Raw genomic sequence first — 16,700 nt, forward strand, 5'->3', positions numbered from 1 at the left:
GCGGGGCTCCGAGGGGTCAGGCTTTCAGCGCCTCCGCGGCGGCGACGCGGACGTGCAGTTCTTTCAGCTGCGGCTCGGAGACCGGCGACGGCGCATCGGTCATAAGATCCTGGGCGCTGGTGGTCTTCGGGAAGGCGATGACGTCACGGATGGATTCCGTACCCGCCATGAGCGCGGCGATGCGGTCGATGCCGAAGGCTAGGCCGCCATGGGGCGGCGCGCCCATGCGCAGCGCCTTGAGGAGGAAGCCGAACTTGGCCTCCGCCTCGTCCGCGCCGATGCCGAGCAGGTCGAATACGGTGCTCTGCATCTCGGGACGGTGGATACGGATGGAGCCTCCACCGATCTCGTTGCCGTTGAGGACCATGTCGTAGCCGCGGCTGACGGCGTCAGCGGCATGGGCGCGAAGATCGGCGATGTCGTCGACCTTCGGGGCGGTGAACGGGTGATGGAGCGCGACGAAGCGTTTTTCTTCGTCGTCGTACTCGAACATCGGGAAGTCGGTGACCCACAGCGGTTTCCAGCTGTTTTCGACCAGACCGCGATCGCGACCGACACGGATGCGCAGGGCGCCCATGAAGTCGGTAACCGTCTTCCATGCGCCTGCACCGAAGAACACGATGTCGCCGTTGCCGGCGCCCGTGAGCGACAGCACCTGTTCGAGCGCGGCGTCGTCGAGGAACTTGGCCACCGGCGAGTTGATGCCTTCGCGGCCCTTGGCGAGGTCGTCGACCTTCAGCCAGGCAAGGCCCTTCGCGCCGTAGCGACCCGCGTATTCGGTCAGACCGTCGATGTCCTTACGCGACAGATCCGCCGCGCCAGGCACGCGCAGGGCCGCCACGCGACCGGCCGGATCGTTGGCGGGACCGGAGAAAACCTTGAACTCGACGTGCTTCACGGCCTCGGCGATGTCCGTCAGCTCGAGCGCGATGCGCAGGTCGGGCTTGTCGGACCCGAAGCGGCGCATGGCCTCGGCATAGGTCATACGCGGGAACGACGCATCGAGCTCGACCTTGCGCACTTCGCGGAAGACGTGGCGGATGAGGTTCTCGACGAAGTCCTGGACGTCACGCTCTTCGACGAAGGCGAACTCCAGGTCGAGCTGGGTGAATTCCGGCTGGCGGTCGGCGCGGAGGTCTTCGTCGCGGAAGCAGCGGGCGATCTGATAGTAGCGATCGAAGCCGGCCATCATCAGGATCTGTTTGAACAGCTGCGGCGACTGCGGCAGCGCATAGAACTGGCCCGGGTGCACGCGGCTGGGGACCAGATAGTCGCGCGCGCCTTCCGGCGTGGCCTTGGTCAGGATCGGGGTTTCGATGTCCTGGAAACCGGCGGTATCGAGATAACGACGCAACTCGCGGACCAGTGCGGTACGCGTGCGCATCATCTGCTGCATCTCGGGACGGCGCAGGTCGAGGTAGCGGTAGGTCATCCGCATGTCCTCGTTCGGCGTCTCGTGCTGCGCGAACGGCAGGTCGCGGGCTTCGTTGAGGATCTCGACGGAATCCGCCAGGAGCTCGACGGTGCCGGTCCTGAGCTTATCGTTAGGCGACAGACGCTGGCGAATCTGGCCCGTGACGCGGATGACGAACTCGTTTCCCAGATCGCCAGCGACGGCGAAGGCGACGGCATTCTCGCGCTCGATCACGACCTGGGCGATGCCCTCGTGGTCACGAAGGTCGACGAAGGCCACGTGGCTCTGCAGGCGAAGGGTGTTGACCCAGCCGCACAGGGTGACTTCCTGACCGATCAGCGACTCGTCGATGAGTCCGCAAAAATGAGTGCGCATGCGCTTGAAGCTTCGTGGGAAAAGACCCCGGATCGTAACACGACCGGGGTCCCCAGGCGCCGACGGGAGCCGCTCAGCGGCCGATATCGAACTTCGCGCGGCAACCGTGATCGGCCCAGATGCCGTCCCGGGTGAAGCCGTAGCTGTAGCCCTCGCGACAGGAGGCATTGGAGTTCTGTTCGACCAGGCGAGCACCGCGGCCGAGCGGCCAGCGGCAGAACACGCGCTTGTTGTCTTCGCTGTCGCAGGAGACGATCTGGCCGCTGTTGCCGCCATACCCCGGACGACCGCCACCGGGACGACCATCGTCACCCCAGCCCGGCCGACCGCCATCGCCCCAGCCCGGACGGCCGCCGCCCCAGCCGCCGGCCTCCTGGAAGATGCCGCGGCAACCGTCGTCAACCCACAGGCCGTTGCGGTCCATGTCCCAGGTGCGACCCCGTATGCAGGCGGTCTTCGAATCCTGGCGGATCAGGCGGGCGTCACGCCAAGGCACGCGGCAATAGGAACGCCGGCCGTTGTCACTGAAGCAGTTGACCGTGTCGCCGCCGCGCTGGGCATGGGCGACGTGCGGCGTAGCGAACAGGCCCGCGCCCAGCGCCAGCATGCCGACCAACCCAAGAATGCGTTTCATACCCCTGACCTCCGATGTGTGTGGCGCAAAAACTATCGGAAGGATCCGCAACGCTGTTTGAACGGATCGCAGGAAAACGTTGCCGCGAAGAGCAGTCCGTCAGTCGCCCGTGGACTTCGAGCCCGCTGCGGGAGCGGGAGCTGGAGCGGGCGCCGGGGACGGAGCCGGCGCAGCGGCCGGCGCGGGCGCGCCGGACGAGCCTTCCGCAAGATTTCGCTTTTTGTCGCCGTCCTTCTTGAAATCCGTCTCATACCAGCCACCGCCGGCAAGGCGGAACTGCGGCGCGCTCAGCATCCGGCCGACCTGCGGTTCGCCGCAGCTGGGGCACACCGACGGATCGGCGTCGGACATCTTCTGCAGCCGCTCGAAACGATGACCACAGGCCTTGCACTGGAATTCGTAGATGGGCATGACGCGGGAGCCTTGGGATTCAGCTCGGCATTATCTGGCCGGCGCGGGGATTTTCAATGATCCGCCCGGCGGCACGAACGCGGAACCGGGCACAGGATTTTGCATTGCACCAACATGGTCTTACGAGCCAGTTTCGTGCCAAACCCTTAAAAAAGGGGCTCTTCATGCCTTCGTTTCACCATTATGGCGCATTTGTTACGAGCGTGTTGACGCACCGCAAGGTGCGTGCATAGCGTGAATCCAACGCGGCACTTTCGCCCGCGTCCGCGGGGTGTCCCGCCTCGCGTACCGTAGCTCGCCCTGGGGACCCATCAATGACGACAGGCAAGACCCTACGACGCAAACCGTCGGCCAGCTTCTGGCTACCCGCGCTTGGCCTCATGATCGTGACGCCCGGCTATGCACAGGACACCACACCGCCCCCCGATACGAAGGAGGCACGCCAGCTCGATCAGGTGGTGGTCACGGGTACACGCAGCACGACGCGGACGGAAGCGAATTCGCTTTCCCCCATCGACGTACTTTCGCCCAAGGATCTTACCTCAACCGGCAGTACCGACCTCGCCACGGCGCTCGGACGCCTGCTGCCCTCCCTGGACTTTCCGCGTCCCGCGATCAACGACGGTAACGACGCGATCCGCCCGGCCAGCCTGCGCGGCCTGTCCCCCGACGCCACGCTGGTCCTCGTCGACGGCAAGCGCTATCACACTTCGGCACTGGTCAATTACAACAACTCGGTGGGACGCGGCGCCGCACCGGCCGACCTCAACTCGATTCCGATCTCCGCGATCGACCACATCGAGGTGCTGCGTGACGGCGCCGCGGCGCAGTACGGATCGGATGCGATCGCCGGCGTGATCAACGTCGTGCTCAAACACGGCGCCGGCGAAGGCAAGAACTCGATCAATGCCAACTACGGCACCATGGACAAGGGCGACGGCGAAACCAACGGTATCGACGGGTCGCTCGGCATCGACCTCGGCGGCAAGGGAGCCGATGCGAAGGGCTGGGCGCGTATCGCGTTCAACTACCAGAATTCGATGAACACCAACCGCGCCTCGCCGGTGAGCCTGTTCACCCCGGAAGAGGCCGCCGACGGCAACGTCGCCCACCAGCGTTACGGCGACCCGGCGGTAAAGACCTATCAGGTACTGACCAACTTTCAGTACGCGGTCGCGCATAACGTCGACGTCTATGGCTTCCTCAGCCTCAGCCGTCGCGACGTCGTCTCCAACGGCTATTACCGCGGCGCCACCAACGCGCGCAACGTACCCGACATCTACCCCGACGGGTTCCTTCCGCAGATCGTCAACCATACCAACGACTCCACCGGCGTACTCGGTGTCAAAGGCGTGACCGACGGCGGATGGCGCTGGGACGCCTCCGGCAACTACGGCATCAACAGCCTGGTGTTCGACGTACAGAACAGCATCAACACCAATCTGTACTACTCGACCGGCGCGTCGCCGACGTACTTCAACGCGGGCACCTTCAAGAACTCGCAGGCGCTGGCCAATATCGACATCGGCAAGGATTTCAGTGTCGGCTGGCTGCCCAATCCCCTGACGCTCGCTTTCGGTGCCGAGTACCGCAAGGAGAAGTACCAGATCGATGCGGGCGATCCGGAGTCATACTACTTCAATCAGAACACGCTGATTCCGGGCACGGACACGCCGTATGCGGGCGGTGCGCAGGTGTTTCCGGGCCTCAACCCGACCGCTGCCGGAAGCTTCACGCGACACAGCGAGGCGGCGTACGTCGATCTCGAAACCGACCTCACCGACAAGTTCTCCGCCGGGGTCGCCGGCCGCTACGAGCACTACAGCGACTCCGGCTCGACACGCTCGGGCAAGCTTTCCGCGCGCTACCAGTTCGTGCCTGAGTTCGCTCTGCGCGGCACCATCTCGAACGGCTTCCGCGCACCGTCGCTGGCCCAGCAGAACTATCAGTCGGTCGTGACCATCATCGACCCCACGACCGGCCAGCTTGCGCAGACCGGCACGTACCGCACCTCCGATCCCGCGGCCGTCGCCCTCGGCGCCAAACCGCTGAAGCCGGAGAAATCCGCGAACTACAGCATCGGCGCGGTGTGGGAACCGACCGCGGATTTCAGCGCCACGCTCGATCTGTACCAGATCCGTATCTGGCACCAGATTCTCTACTCCGACACCATCAGCCTCACCGACCCGTTGCTGGCGGCGTATTTCAACAGCGTGGTACCCGGCCAGCAGGTAACGGCGATTCAGTACTTCGCCAACTCGGCCGCCACACGCACGCGCGGTGCCGACCTCGTCCTGAACTATCGCGTGCCGACGACGAGCTTCGGCCAGTTCAACCTGCTGGCGAGCGGAAACTACAACAAGGTGAAGGTGCTCTCGGTCGGGGCGACGCCAGCCGTGTTGCAGGAGAATTCGTCAGGCCCGATCGAACTCTTCGGCCGATCCAGCCAGGGCATCCTGACCAGCGCGACACCGCGAACGAAGTTCCTGCTCGGTGCCGACTGGACACTCGGTGGATTCAACGCCCATGCGGACCTGACTCGCTACGGCTCGGTGATCCGCGTGAATACGGATCCGAGCACCGACCAGAAGTTTCCGGCACGCTGGCTGCTCAATCTGTCCGGCGGTTACACCATCGGCCAGTGGAACTTCGGCGTCGGCGTGGATAACGTTACCAACCAGTACCCGCAGCGCGTGAAGCCGACCAACAGCGGCGAGGACTACTTCAGCGGCCTGCAGTACTCAGCGCTGTCGCCGTTCGGCTTCAACGGGCGGTACTACTACGCGAAGGTGGGGTTCCGGTTCTGAAGAACCGGAACGTGTAGGAGCGCGCCTCGCACGCGATCGTGAAGAATCGCGCGCGAGGCGCGCTCCTACACGGGCTTTTATGCCGCCTCGAAGATCAGGTGATTCCCATCCGAATCGACCCGGATCGTCTGCCCGGCCGAAAACGCGCCCTGCAGGATCCGCTGCGCCAGCGGATTTTCCAGCTGCTGCTGGATAGCCCGCTTGAGCGGGCGAGCACCGTAGACCGGATCGAAGCCCGCACTGCCCAGCAGATCGAGCGCCTTGTCACTCAGTTCCAGCGACAGCTGACGATCGGCCAGACGCTTCGCCAGGTAATCCAGCTGGATGCGGGCGATCGACCGGATCTGCTTCTTGTCGAGCGGGCGGAACACCACCAGGTCGTCCAGACGATTGATGAACTCCGGACGGAAGTGCGCCTGCACGACACCCAGCACGGATGCCTTCATCTGCATGTAGTCGGCCTCACTGTCGCCCGCCTGCTCCTGGATCAGGTTGGAGCCCAGGTTCGAGGTCATGACGATCACGGTGTTGCGGAAATCGACCGTGCGACCCTGACCGTCGGTGAGGCGACCGTCGTCCAGCACCTGCAGCAGGATGTTGAACACATCCGGATGCGCCTTCTCGACCTCGTCGAGCAGGATCACGCTGTACGGACGACGACGCACCGCTTCGGTCAGGTAACCACCTTCTTCGTAACCGACATAGCCTGGAGGCGCGCCGACGAGGCGGCTCACGGAGTGCTTCTCCATGAACTCGCTCATGTCGATGCGGACCATCGCGTCCTGCGTATCGAACAGAAAGTCCGCCAGCGCCTTGCACAGTTCCGTCTTGCCGACGCCCGTGGGGCCGAGGAAAAGGAACGAGCCATAAGGACGGTTCGGATCCGACAAGCCGGCACGCGCGCGACGAATCGCATCCGACACCGCGCGCACCGCCTCTTCCTGCCCGACGACACGGGCGTGCAGCGCGCTCTCCATATGCAGGAGTTTTTCGCGCTCGCCTTCGAGCATCTTGTTGACCGGAATACCCGTCCAGCGAGCGACGACCTCCGCGATCTCCTCGGCCGTCACGCGGTCCTGCAGCAGTGTGAAGTCCTGCTTCTCGGCCTGTTGCGCGGCCGCCAGCTGCGCTTCCAGGGCGGGTAACCGGCCGTACTGGATCTCGCTCATCGCACCGTAATCCTGGCGACGCTGTGCGGCTTCGAGTTCGAGGCGAGCCTGTTCGATCTGCTCCTTGATCTTCGTGGCGCCCTGCAACATCGCCTTTTCGGACTTCCATACCTCGTTGAGGTCCGAGAATTCGCGATCGAGGCTTTCGATATCCGACTCGAGGTTGGCGAGGCGCTGCTTCGACTCGTCGTCCGGCTCCTTCTTCAGCATCTCGCGCTGGATTTTCAGCTGGATCAGCCGGCGTTCGAGGCGATCGAGTTCTTCCGGTTTGGAGTCGATCTCCATGCGGATACGCGATGCCGCTTCGTCCATCAGGTCGATGGCCTTGTCAGGCAGCTGACGATCGGGGATGTAGCGCGCCGAAAGCGTGGCGGCCGCCACGATGGCCGGATCGGTGATCTCAACGCCATGATGGACGGCATAGCGCTCCTTCAGGCCGCGCAGGATGGCGATCGTGTCTTCCACGCTCGGCTCACCCACGTACACCTTCTGGAAGCGACGCTCGAGCGCGGCATCCTTTTCCACATACTTGCGGTATTCGTCGAGGGTCGTGGCACCGATGCAATGCAGTTCGCCACGCGCAAGCGCCGGCTTGAGCATGTTGCCCGCGTCCATCGCGCCGTCGGCCTTGCCCGCACCGACCATGGTATGCAGCTCGTCGATGAACAGGATGACCCGACCTTCCTGTCTGGACAGGTCGTTGAGCACGGCCTTGAGGCGCTCCTCGAATTCGCCACGGAATTTCGCGCCCGCGATCAGCGCGCCCATGTCGAGCGAAAGGACGCGTTTGTCGCGCAGGCCTTCCGGCACTTCGCCATTGACGATGCGCTGCGCCAGGCCTTCGACGATGGCCGTTTTGCCCACGCCGGGCTCACCGATCAGCACCGGATTGTTCTTCGTGCGGCGCTGAAGCACCTGGATCGTGCGTCGGATTTCCTCGTCACGGCCGATCACCGGATCGAGCTTGCCGTTCTCGGCCCGTTCGGTCAGGTCGATGGTGTACTTCTCGAGCGCCTGCCGCTGCTCTTCGGCGTTCTCGGACTGCACCTTCTCACCACCGCGCAGCTTCTCGATCGCGGCCTCGAGGCGCTCCTTCGTCGCGCCTGCGGCCTTGAGCGCACCACCCACTTCGCCACGATCCTCCAGCGTCGCCAGGAGGAACAGCTCACTGGCGATGAACTGGTCGCCACGCTGCTGGGCCAGCTTGTCGGTGAGGTTCAACAGGCGGTTGAGGTCGTTGCCGAGGTTGATGTTGCCCTCCTGGCCGCTGACGCGCGGCAGGCGGTCGAGGATCTCGCCCACACGCTGGCGCAGCGCGGGTACGTTCACCCCGGCCTGGGTGAGCAATGGACCCGTCGAACCGCCTTGCTGGTCGAGCAGCGCGACCAGGACGTGGGCCGGCTCGAGCATGTTGTTGTCGCGGCCCACGGCCAGCGACTGTGCGTCCGCCAGGGCCTGCTGGAAACGCGACGTAAGTCTGTCCATTCGCATCGTAAGGTGTCTCCCAAAAGGTGATGGCGCGACCCGGGACCTCCCCGCGACCGCCTCTGGCGCAAGAGATGCGGCTCGAACATTAGTCCTTCAACGGTCAAAAGCGAGCACTTTTTTCACGCGAGCGACGGCATCCTCGGGGGATAGCCGCCCGATGGAAACGCCGTGACAGCCGACCGCGACACCTTGCCCCGTCCACCTGTGGATCTGATCGACAGCCGGACCGCTCTCTTCCTCGACGCCGATGGCACGCTCCTGGCGTTCGCCGACGACCCCGCCGCCGTCGCGCCCGCGGACGGCCTGATGGATACGCTGGATGCCCTGCGCAGGGAACTCGGTGGCGCCGTGGCACTGGTCAGCGGACGGGCCATCGCCGGGCTCGACGCGATCTTCCATCGTCCGGACTGGGCGGCTGCCGGGCAGCACGGCCTGGAGCGCCGGGACGACAAGGGCCAACTGGTGACGGTGCCGGTCGACGAGGAAGCCCTGGCCCGGCTGCGTGCGACGGTGCACGCCGTCGCGGCGGAACTGCCGGGGGTTCGGGTGGAAGACAAGAGCTGGTCGGTGGCGCTGCACTGCCGGGAACACCCCCGCTACGAAGCCGAACTGGCCAGACGCACGCCAGAGATCGCGGCGGCGTTTCCCGGCTTCGAACTCCAGCCGGGAAGCTACGTGTTCGAGTTCAAGCCGCGCGGCATGGACAAAGGGGTGGCGGTCGCCGCCTTTCTGGCAGAAGCGCCCTTCGCGGGCAGACGCCCGGTCTATCTGGGTGACGACCTGACCGATGAGCACGCCTTCGCCGTCGTCAACGAACGGGGCGGCGCGTCCATCCGGATCGGCACGCGGACCCCGTCGCAAGCCGCTTTCACATTGTCTAGCCCGAGCGACGTTCAGAATTGGCTGGATTCCGTGAAAGCCACGTTGACGCAAGGAGCCGTACGCGCACAATGAGCCGACTAGTCGTCATATCGAACCGCGTGGCGCTGCCTAAGCAGACGCAGACCGGTGGCCTTGCCTCCGCGATGAACGCGGCGCTGCAGGAAATGGGCGGCCTCTGGTTCGGCTGGAGCGGCAACATCGCCGCTGAGACCGGCAAGGAGCTGCACGAGGTCAGCGACGGACACATCGAATACGCCACGATCGACATGTCCAAGGCGGACCATGACGATTACTACAGCGGCTTCGCCAACCGGGCGCTGTGGCCCCTGTTCCATTATCGGGGCGATCTGGTCGACTACCGGCGCGACCACCTCGAAGGCTATTTCCGGGTGAACCGCGCGTTTGCCAAGCGCGTGGCCAAGCTGCTCAAGAAAGACGACATCATCTGGGTACACGACTACCACCTGATTCCGCTGGCTTCCATGCTGCGCGAGCTGGGGGTCGAGAACCGGATCGGCTTCTTCCTGCATACGCCCCTGCCCGCCGCCGGTCTGCTGATCACACTGCCCCGCCACCGCGAACTGCTCGAGCCGCTGGCGTCCTACGATCTGGTGGGCCTGCATACGCAGCGCGACCTGCGTGCGCTGGAAGACTATTTCCTGCACGAACTGGGCGCTGCGATGCGCACGGGTGGCCGGATCCGCGCCGCCAACGGCCGCATCTTCCGCGCCGGTGTCTTCCCGATCAGCATCGATACGGCCGAAGCGGTCGAGCTGGCCCATCGCGCCGAAGACAGTGGTGCGGTCGCCAAGCTCCGGGCCAGCATCGACGATCGCCAGCTGATCATCGGCGTCGACCGCCTCGACTACTCCAAGGGCCTTCCGGAGCGCTTCGAGGGCTTCGCGCGGCTGTTGCGCGACCACAAGGACATGCGCGGCCGGGTCTCGCTGCTGCAGATCGCCCCGCCTTCGCGCTCGGACGTTCCGGAATATCGCTCGCTGCGCCGCGAACTCGAGCGCAGCGCCGGTCACATCAACGGCCAGTACGCCGAGCCCGACTGGGTGCCCATTCGCTACGTCAACAAATCCTTCGGGCACAAGGTGCTCGCCGGGTACTTCCGTGTGGCCAAGGTCGGCCTGGTCACGCCCCTGCGCGACGGCATGAACCTCGTCGCCAAGGAATACGTGGCCTGCCAGGACCCGCAGGATCCGGGCGTGCTGGTGCTGTCGCGCTTTGCCGGTGCGGCCCAGGAACTGGACGCCGCCCTGCTGGTGAACCCGTCCGATCTGGACGAGGTATCGGAAGCGCTCAAGCGAGCCCTCGAGATGCCGCTGAAGGAGCGGCGCATGCGCTGGCAGTCGATGATGGACGTGCTCGAGCGGAACGACATCACGACGTGGCGCAACGCGTTCCTGCATGCGCTGATGGAACCGCCCAGGGTGAAGCCGGAAATCTACGTGCAGCGGCCCATGACGGCCCCCTGAGGCCGTCGCCTCAGCGGGTCCAGATAAGACTGGCGAAGCGGCCGCTGGCCGCACCGTCGCGACGATAGGAGTAGAGCCGGTCGTCGCGGAAGGTGTCGAAGCCGCCACCGGACACGTTCGTCACTCCCGCACGGGACAACTTGCGCTGCGCCAGCACATACAGATCGCAGTGCCAGTGTCCGGGCCGCGTCGGCGTAAAAGCCGCTTCGGCGCCCGGATCCGTGTCGACGAAGGCCGCACGGACCTCCTCGCCCACTTCGTAAGACGCTGCACCGATCGCGGGCCCCAGCCAGGCCTGAACGCTATCGGCATCCATCCGGGCCACGGTGCGCTCCAGGACACCGGCCGCCAGCCCGCGCCAGCCGGCGTGAGCGGCGCCGATGGTCTCGCCATCCGTCGAAGAAAAAAGCACCGGCAGGCAGTCCGCCGTCAGGATGGCCAGGACACGGCCCGGCCCGCGCGCGATCGCGGCATCGGCCACGGGCTCTTCACCGTGGGCGCCCGGTGCGTCGGCCACGTCGACACCGTGGACCTGGCGCAGCCACAGCGGCGCCTCGGGAAGCCCGAGGGCCGGCAACAGCGCCGCGCGGTTGGCGGCCACCGCCTCCGGCGCATCGCCCGAGCGCAGGCCCAGATTGAACCGTCCGTACGGACCGACCGATACGCCGGGGCCGTTCCGGGTGGCAACGACGGCGCCGACGCCCGCGGGCGCCACCCAGTCCGGAACGATCCAGGCCCCGGTCATACTCAGTCCTCGATCGGATGCAGCTCGGTGTCGAGCCGCAGCGTCGCGATCAGGGCGTCCTGATCCGCAGGCCGCGGCGAATCGAACTCGAGACGCTCACCGCTGATCGGGTGGTCGAAGGCCAGCTTCTCGGCATGCAGAGCCTGCCGACGGAAGCCGCGCAGGGCGTCGATTAGCTCCTGACTGGCGCCGCGCGGCAGGCGCAGCCCGTTGCCATAGAGCTGATCGCCGACCAGCGGATGGCCGATATGCGCCATATGCACGCGAATCTGATGGGTACGCCCCGTCTCCAGGTTGCACTGGAGGACGCTGTGCGAGCGGAACCGCTCGCGCACCCGGTAATGGGTGATCGCTTCCTTGCCGCCGTCCACCACGTCGCGGACCCCCTGCTTCAGGCGATCGTGCTGGTGACGGCCGATCGGCTGATCCACCGTACCGCCGGCGACCATGGTGCCAAGGACCACCGCTTCGTACTGCCGGTGGACGTCGTGGCGCGAAAGCATGGCGACCAGGCCCGTGTGCGCCGCCAGGGACTTGGCGACCACCATGAGACCCGCCGTGTCCTTGTCGAGGCGATGCACGATACCGCCGCGTGGCAACTCGGCGAGCGACGGCGCGTGATGCAGCAACGCGTTCAGCAGGGTGCCCGCCGGATTGCCCGCCCCGGGATGGACGACCAGCCCCATAGGCTTGTCCAGCACCAGGAGGTCGTCGTCCTCATAGCGGATGTCCAGAGCGATATCCTCGGGCAGGGCGTGGACTTCCGCCTCCAGCTCCGCTTCCAGCACCACGTGCTCCCCACCCCGGACGAGATGCCGCGGAGCCACCCGGGCCCCGTCCAGCAACAGTTTCCCGTCCTTGATCCAGCCCGTCAGGCGGGATCGGGAGTAATCGGGGAACATCTCGGCCACGGACTGGTCGAAACGCCGTCCAGCGGCCGTCACCGGTACCGTGGCTTCATGCCGGACCGTCGTCATACCGACCCGCCCGGCCGAAGGCCGGTTTCGGCTATCATGCCCATTCGCTTAAGCATCCGAACTCTCTCAATGCGTGCAACCAAGATCACCATTCTGCTCGTCCTCGCCCTGTCGATGAGCGCCTGCTCGATGTTCCGCAGTAAGAAGGAGACGATCGACACGATGCCGGTCGACCGGCTGTATGCCAATGCTCACAACTCGTTGGAGCATTCCGATTACGCCGCGGCCGAGAAAGCGTACCAGCGACTGATCGCTCGCTTCCCGTCGGGTGACATCAATGAACAGTCGCAAATCGAACTGGCGTACGCGCAGTACAAAGACAACAAGCCGGATGACGCTTACTCGACGATCAACCGCTTCATCAAGACGTTTCCGACCCACAAGCATGCAGATTATGCCTATTACCTGCGCGGTCTGATCAATTTCGATCGCACGGGCGGCATCATCGAGCGCTACCTGCAGCGTGACAACTCGGGTTCGACCCGTCGCGACCAGGGTTTCAACCTGACCGCATTCGACGATTTCAGCCAGCTGACGCGTCGTTATCCGAACAGCGCCTACGCCACCGACGCCCGCCAGCGCATGATCTTCCTGCGCAATCAGCTGGCCCGCTTCGAGATCAACGTGGCCGAGTACTACCTGCGCACCAAGGCCTATATCGCTTCGGCGGATCGCGCCCAGTACGTGATCGAGCACTACCAGCAGTCGCCGGAAACGGGCGACGCCCTGGCCATCCTGACCCGCAGCTACCTCGGTCTCGACCGTCAGCCGCTGGCGGACCAGAGCCGCAAGGTGCTGGCCCTGAACTACCCGGACCACCCGTACCTCACGGACCCGAACTGGCCGCACCATCCGTCGATCTGGCGCAAGGCGATCCCGTTCTCGGGGCACCATTGATCCCTGGATGACGAAGAAAACCGGCGAAAGCCGGTTTTTTTTGCGGGCATGTTTGTCTGAGCTCGGCTTCGCCATCGCGTTTAGCTTGCCGGGGCGTGGGATGTCGCCTGTAAGAGCCGGCGGGTGCCACCCTCGCGTCCACGCCTGCGGCGACCCCTCAGGGAAAGGCCGCTCCGCGGCCGTCTTTCAATGGCCTTCGGCCGGGTCGGGCTCCGACTGGGGGTTTTCGAGTCGGCTGTCCCTGCCTCCCCGAAAACGGCCGGTCATCCATGACCGGCCCCCTTGCGGGCCTCTTCCAGTCGGAGCCCTCGCCTGCGGCTACCGGACGCGAGGGTGGCACCCGTCGGCTCTTTGGAGGACTGAGGTTGCGGGTGGGACGAGCGGCGGTGCGCTTCGTTGGCTGGGACCGCTCGCTTGCCTGGGGTGTATGGCCTCGTTCGCCTTAGGGAGGCTGAGGGTTCGCGAACAGGGTTCGCTCCTACGGTCGAGGCGAGGCGTGCAGGCAGGCAGGCAGGCAGGCAGGCAGGCAGGCAGGCAGGCAGGCAGAGCATGCGGCGGGAGGTATGAGGCGTGCAACGTGCGGCGGCCATGCAGGCGGCGGTGGCTTCGGTGCGCCAGCGTGCTGGCGATAGCCAACGAAGCGGTGAAGCCCAAACCCGCTCGACCACCACCCGCCTCAGTGCACGGAAGAGACGGCGGGGGTGACCCTCGGGGCCGGTAGCCGCAGGCGAGGGCTTCGACTGGACAAGGCCGCGCAGGCGGGGCCGGTCAGGGATGACCGGCCGTTTTCGGGGAGGCAGGGACAGCCGACTCGAAAACCCCCAGTCGGAGCCCGACCCGGCCGAAGGCCATTGAAAGACGGCCGCGGTAGCGGCCTTTCCCTGAGGGGTCGCCGCAGGCGTGGCCGCGAGGGTCACCCCCGCCGGCTCTCCAACGCGACACGACACACCGCGACAAAGCCGAACGCGATGGCGCAAGCCGAGCATTCAGCTCTTAGTTCTTAGTTCTTAGCTCTAAGTGACTCACCGCCACCCCGAAGTAATCGGATACCGCCGCTCGCGTCCGAAAGCCTTGGTCGTAACGCGCGGCCCCGGAGCCGCCTGACGGCGCTTGAACTCGTTGATGAAGACCATGCGGATCACGCGACGCACCGTGGCGTCGTCGTGGCCGGCGGCGATGATGTCTTCCGCCGAGGCCTCGCCCTCAATGAAGTGCTCGAGAATCGCATCGAGTTCATCATACGGCGGCAGGGAATCCTGATCGGTCTGCTCATGGCGCAGTTCCGCCGACGGCGGACGCTCGATCACAGCCGCCGGAATGGCTCCGTCGATCGCCGAGCGCCACCGCGAAAGCGCGTAGACCACGGTCTTGTAGACGTCCTTCAGGGGCGCGTAGGCGCCGCACATGTCGCCGTACAGCGTGGCGTAGCCCACCGCCATCTCGCTCTTGTTGCCCGTGGACAGCAGGAGCTTGCCGGTCTTGTTCGACATCGCCATCAGCAGCACGCCGCGGGTTCGCGATTGCAGGTTTTCTTCCGTGATGTCGGGTTTGCGACCCTCGAACACCGGCGCCAGAGCGCCGGTAAAGGCCTCGTAGATGCCTTCGATGGGTAGCACGTGGTACTCGACGCCCATGTGCTCGGCCTGGGCCTTGGCTTCCCGCAGGGACAGGTCCGAGGTGTATTCCGTCGGCATCATGATGGCCGTGACCTTGTCCTTGCCCAGCGCATCGACCGCCATCGCGAGCGTCAGGGCGGAATCGATACCGCCCGACAGACCCAGCAACACACCGGAAAAATGGTTCTTGCCGATATAGTCGCGGATACCGCGAACGATACCGTCATACATCAGCGCCTCCGGCGAGCGGGTATCCGGCGCCGGCCAGTCCACGGCCGTGAGGCGACGCGTGGCGGTATCGAACTCCACCGTCAGCAGCATTTCCTCGAAGGAGGGAGCGCGCGCCGCGATCTCGCCATCGGCCTGCACCAACAGCGAATGGCCGTCGAACAGCAGGTCGTCCTGACCACCGACGAGGTTTACGTAGGCGATCGGCAGCCCGGTCTCGCGGGCGCGGTCGCGCAGCAGTGCCTCCCGGGTCGCGGCCTGGCGCTTGTCCCACGGCGACGCGTTGATCACGAGGATCAGCTCCGCGCCAGCGCCGGCGAGGCGGCTGGCGGGGTCCGATTCCCAGATGTCCTCGCAGATCAGCATGCCGACCTGCACACCCTCGATCGCGAACACCCGCGTAGCGTCGCCATGCTGGAAATAGCGCTTCTCGTCGAACACGGTGTAATTGGGCAGCGCCTGCTTGTGGTACGTCCACTCCAGGGCGCCTTCGCGAATGAGCGACGCCGCGTTGTAAACCTCGCCCTGCGCATCCGGGTAGCCGACGACCGCCGAAATACCCGTGATGGCCGGCAGCAGGGCATGCAGTTCGCGATGGCAGGCTTCGAGGAAACTGGGACGCTGCAGCAGGTCCTCGGGCGGGTAGCCGGACAGCGTCAGCTCGGGGAAGGCGATCAGCGACGCGCCGAGGCGATCGCGCGCTTCATCGGCCAGCGCCTTGACCCGTCGCGCGTTGTCGGCGGTGGCACCGACGGGGAAATCGAACTGGGCCAGGGCGAAGCGAAAGGTGGACATCGGGAATCCGTGCGGTCGCGGGGACTGCCTATGATAAGCCACCGTTGCGCCGACGCGGGCTCATTGCACCGGTACGTCGTAGATCGTGTCGCCATCGGCCGCGCCGGAGAGGGTGAAATGCCACCACTCCTGCGGGTAATTGACGAACCCGCGCGCCGCCATGGCCTTCAGCAGGCGCTGGCGGTTCTCGTGCTGAAGCGGTGTGACGCGCGGATCGTCCGTATGCGCCAGCGGATCGAAGAAGTCGAAGTCCGTGCCCATGTCGAGCGGCGTGCAATGGACGCCCTCGCACCGCATCAGGGTGAGGTCGACCGTCGCGCCCTTGCTATGACCTGACACCGGAGCGATGTACTCGCCCAACAGCTGGTCCTTGCGCAGGGCGGGATAATGCGATGCCCTCGTGCGGGTATCCGACACATCGCCCGCCCAGCGGACGAAGGCCGCCACGGCGCGCGCCGGGCGATAGCAGTCCCACAGGCGCAGCCGGTAGCCCTGCGGGCGCAGATCCCTCTCCACCTGAGCAAGGGCCCGCGCTGCGCCGGTGCGCAGCAGGCAGGCCGGCGCGAGATAGCCCGGCACCGTGGCGCCGGTGAAATTGTCCGGGGCCGCGTACTTCATGTCTTCCGCGATATCCGGCGCCATCGTGCGGATATCCGTCAGCCCCGCGTCGGCGGGCGTACGCGCCGCGGACAGGTGCGGCGTGTCGGTCGCGACGGAGCGACCGCAGGTGAGCACCAGCGACAGCAGCAGGAGGGGCCAGGGCCGGATCGTCATGTGC

The 16,700-nt window shown here is 65.6% G+C and carries 12 protein-coding genes; 4 read left to right on the forward strand and 8 right to left on the reverse strand.

Going from position 1 to position 16,700, the window contains the following annotated elements:
* Positions 1 to 16 precede the first annotated feature (16 nt).
* The 3 genes from aspS to FA87_RS15215 form a co-directional block, all read right to left on the reverse strand.
* Positions 17 to 1,789: an aspartate--tRNA ligase gene (gene aspS, locus FA87_RS15205; protein ID WP_036110622.1), complete on the reverse strand. Its 1,773-nt coding sequence runs from the start codon at positions 1,787 to 1,789 to the stop codon at positions 17 to 19.
* A gap of 73 nt (positions 1,790 to 1,862) precedes the next feature.
* Positions 1,863 to 2,423, reverse strand: coding sequence for a DUF3011 domain-containing protein (locus FA87_RS15210; RefSeq protein ID WP_051943329.1), 561 nt, complete (start codon positions 2,421 to 2,423; stop codon positions 1,863 to 1,865).
* Positions 2,424 to 2,522: 99 nt separating this feature from the next.
* A complete protein-coding gene (locus FA87_RS15215; protein ID WP_036110620.1) occupies positions 2,523 to 2,834 on the reverse strand; it encodes a zinc ribbon domain-containing protein in 312 nt (103 codons plus the stop codon).
* A gap of 380 nt (positions 2,835 to 3,214) precedes the next feature.
* On the opposite strand from FA87_RS15215, the gene FA87_RS15220 reads away from it, so the two are divergent.
* Positions 3,215 to 5,641 (forward strand): TonB-dependent receptor, encoded by a 2,427-nt coding sequence (locus FA87_RS15220; protein WP_081996697.1) that lies wholly within the window; start codon positions 3,215 to 3,217, stop codon positions 5,639 to 5,641.
* Positions 5,642 to 5,718: 77 nt separating this feature from the next.
* Here FA87_RS15220 and clpB read toward each other — a convergent pair whose 3' ends face one another.
* Positions 5,719 to 8,301: an ATP-dependent chaperone ClpB gene (gene clpB, locus FA87_RS15225; protein ID WP_197062425.1), complete on the reverse strand. Its 2,583-nt coding sequence runs from the start codon at positions 8,299 to 8,301 to the stop codon at positions 5,719 to 5,721.
* Between the two features lie 165 nt (positions 8,302 to 8,466).
* On the opposite strand from clpB, the gene otsB reads away from it, so the two are divergent.
* A complete protein-coding gene (otsB, locus tag FA87_RS15230) occupies positions 8,467 to 9,252 on the forward strand; it encodes a trehalose-phosphatase (RefSeq protein WP_051943327.1) in 786 nt (261 codons plus the stop codon).
* Complete coding sequence (otsA, locus tag FA87_RS15235; RefSeq protein WP_051943325.1) at positions 9,249 to 10,664, forward strand: alpha,alpha-trehalose-phosphate synthase (UDP-forming); 1,416 nt, start codon at positions 9,249 to 9,251, stop codon at positions 10,662 to 10,664. Before otsB ends, otsA begins: the two co-directional genes overlap by 4 nt.
* Before the next feature lie 10 nt (positions 10,665 to 10,674).
* Here the strand turns inward: otsA and pgeF are convergent, their stop codons facing one another.
* Together pgeF and rluD are read right to left on the reverse strand one after the other, a co-directional pair.
* Positions 10,675 to 11,409 (reverse strand): peptidoglycan editing factor PgeF, encoded by a 735-nt coding sequence (gene pgeF, locus FA87_RS15240; RefSeq protein WP_043695690.1) that lies wholly within the window; start codon positions 11,407 to 11,409, stop codon positions 10,675 to 10,677.
* 2 nt (positions 11,410 to 11,411) lie between these two features.
* Positions 11,412 to 12,386, reverse strand: coding sequence for a 23S rRNA pseudouridine(1911/1915/1917) synthase RluD (gene rluD, locus FA87_RS15245; protein WP_036110604.1), 975 nt, complete (start codon positions 12,384 to 12,386; stop codon positions 11,412 to 11,414).
* A 69-nt stretch (positions 12,387 to 12,455) separates the two neighbouring features.
* Here rluD and FA87_RS15250 point away from each other — a divergent pair, with 69 nt between their 5' ends.
* On the forward strand, positions 12,456 to 13,283 hold the full coding sequence (locus FA87_RS15250; protein WP_036110601.1) for an outer membrane protein assembly factor BamD: 828 nt from the start codon (positions 12,456 to 12,458) through the stop codon (positions 13,281 to 13,283).
* A gap of 1,022 nt (positions 13,284 to 14,305) precedes the next feature.
* Here FA87_RS15250 and FA87_RS15255 read toward each other — a convergent pair.
* Together FA87_RS15255 and FA87_RS15260 are read right to left on the reverse strand one after the other, a co-directional pair.
* Positions 14,306 to 15,922 (reverse strand): NAD+ synthase, encoded by a 1,617-nt coding sequence (locus FA87_RS15255; RefSeq protein ID WP_043695692.1) that lies wholly within the window; start codon positions 15,920 to 15,922, stop codon positions 14,306 to 14,308.
* Positions 15,923 to 15,982: 60 nt separating this feature from the next.
* Positions 15,983 to 16,696, reverse strand: a complete 714-nt coding sequence (locus FA87_RS15260) for a M15 family metallopeptidase (RefSeq protein WP_043695695.1) — start codon at positions 16,694 to 16,696, stop codon at positions 15,983 to 15,985.
* Positions 16,697 to 16,700: the final 4 nt, after the last annotated feature.

Origin of the sequence: Luteibacter sp. 9133 (genome assembly GCF_000800155.1) — a bacterium.
GTDB classification, from domain to species: Bacteria; Pseudomonadota; Gammaproteobacteria; order Xanthomonadales; family Rhodanobacteraceae; genus Luteibacter; species Luteibacter mycovicinus.

What these genes read in the sequence shown, in the direction of transcription:
- aspS (WP_036110622.1), bottom strand. Translation starts at nt 1,789, where the DNA reads ATGCGCACTCATTTTTGCGGACTCATCGACGAGTCGCTGATCGGTCAG.
- FA87_RS15210 (WP_051943329.1), bottom strand. Translation starts at nt 2,423, where the DNA reads ATGAAACGCATTCTTGGGTTGGTCGGCATGCTGGCGCTGGGCGCGGGC.
- FA87_RS15215 (WP_036110620.1), bottom strand. Translation starts at nt 2,834, where the DNA reads ATGCCCATCTACGAATTCCAGTGCAAGGCCTGTGGTCATCGTTTCGAG.
- FA87_RS15220 (WP_081996697.1), top strand. Translation starts at nt 3,215, where the DNA reads ATGATCGTGACGCCCGGCTATGCACAGGACACCACACCGCCCCCCGAT.
- clpB (WP_197062425.1), bottom strand. Translation starts at nt 8,301, where the DNA reads ATGCGAATGGACAGACTTACGTCGCGTTTCCAGCAGGCCCTGGCGGAC.
- otsA (WP_051943325.1), top strand. Translation starts at nt 9,249, where the DNA reads ATGAGCCGACTAGTCGTCATATCGAACCGCGTGGCGCTGCCTAAGCAG.
- pgeF (WP_043695690.1), bottom strand. Translation starts at nt 11,409, where the DNA reads ATGACCGGGGCCTGGATCGTTCCGGACTGGGTGGCGCCCGCGGGCGTC.
- rluD (WP_036110604.1), bottom strand. Translation starts at nt 12,386, where the DNA reads ATGACGACGGTCCGGCATGAAGCCACGGTACCGGTGACGGCCGCTGGA.
- FA87_RS15250 (WP_036110601.1), top strand. Translation starts at nt 12,456, where the DNA reads ATGCGTGCAACCAAGATCACCATTCTGCTCGTCCTCGCCCTGTCGATG.
- FA87_RS15255 (WP_043695692.1), bottom strand. Translation starts at nt 15,922, where the DNA reads ATGTCCACCTTTCGCTTCGCCCTGGCCCAGTTCGATTTCCCCGTCGGT.
- FA87_RS15260 (WP_043695695.1), bottom strand. Translation starts at nt 16,696, where the DNA reads ATGACGATCCGGCCCTGGCCCCTCCTGCTGCTGTCGCTGGTGCTCACC.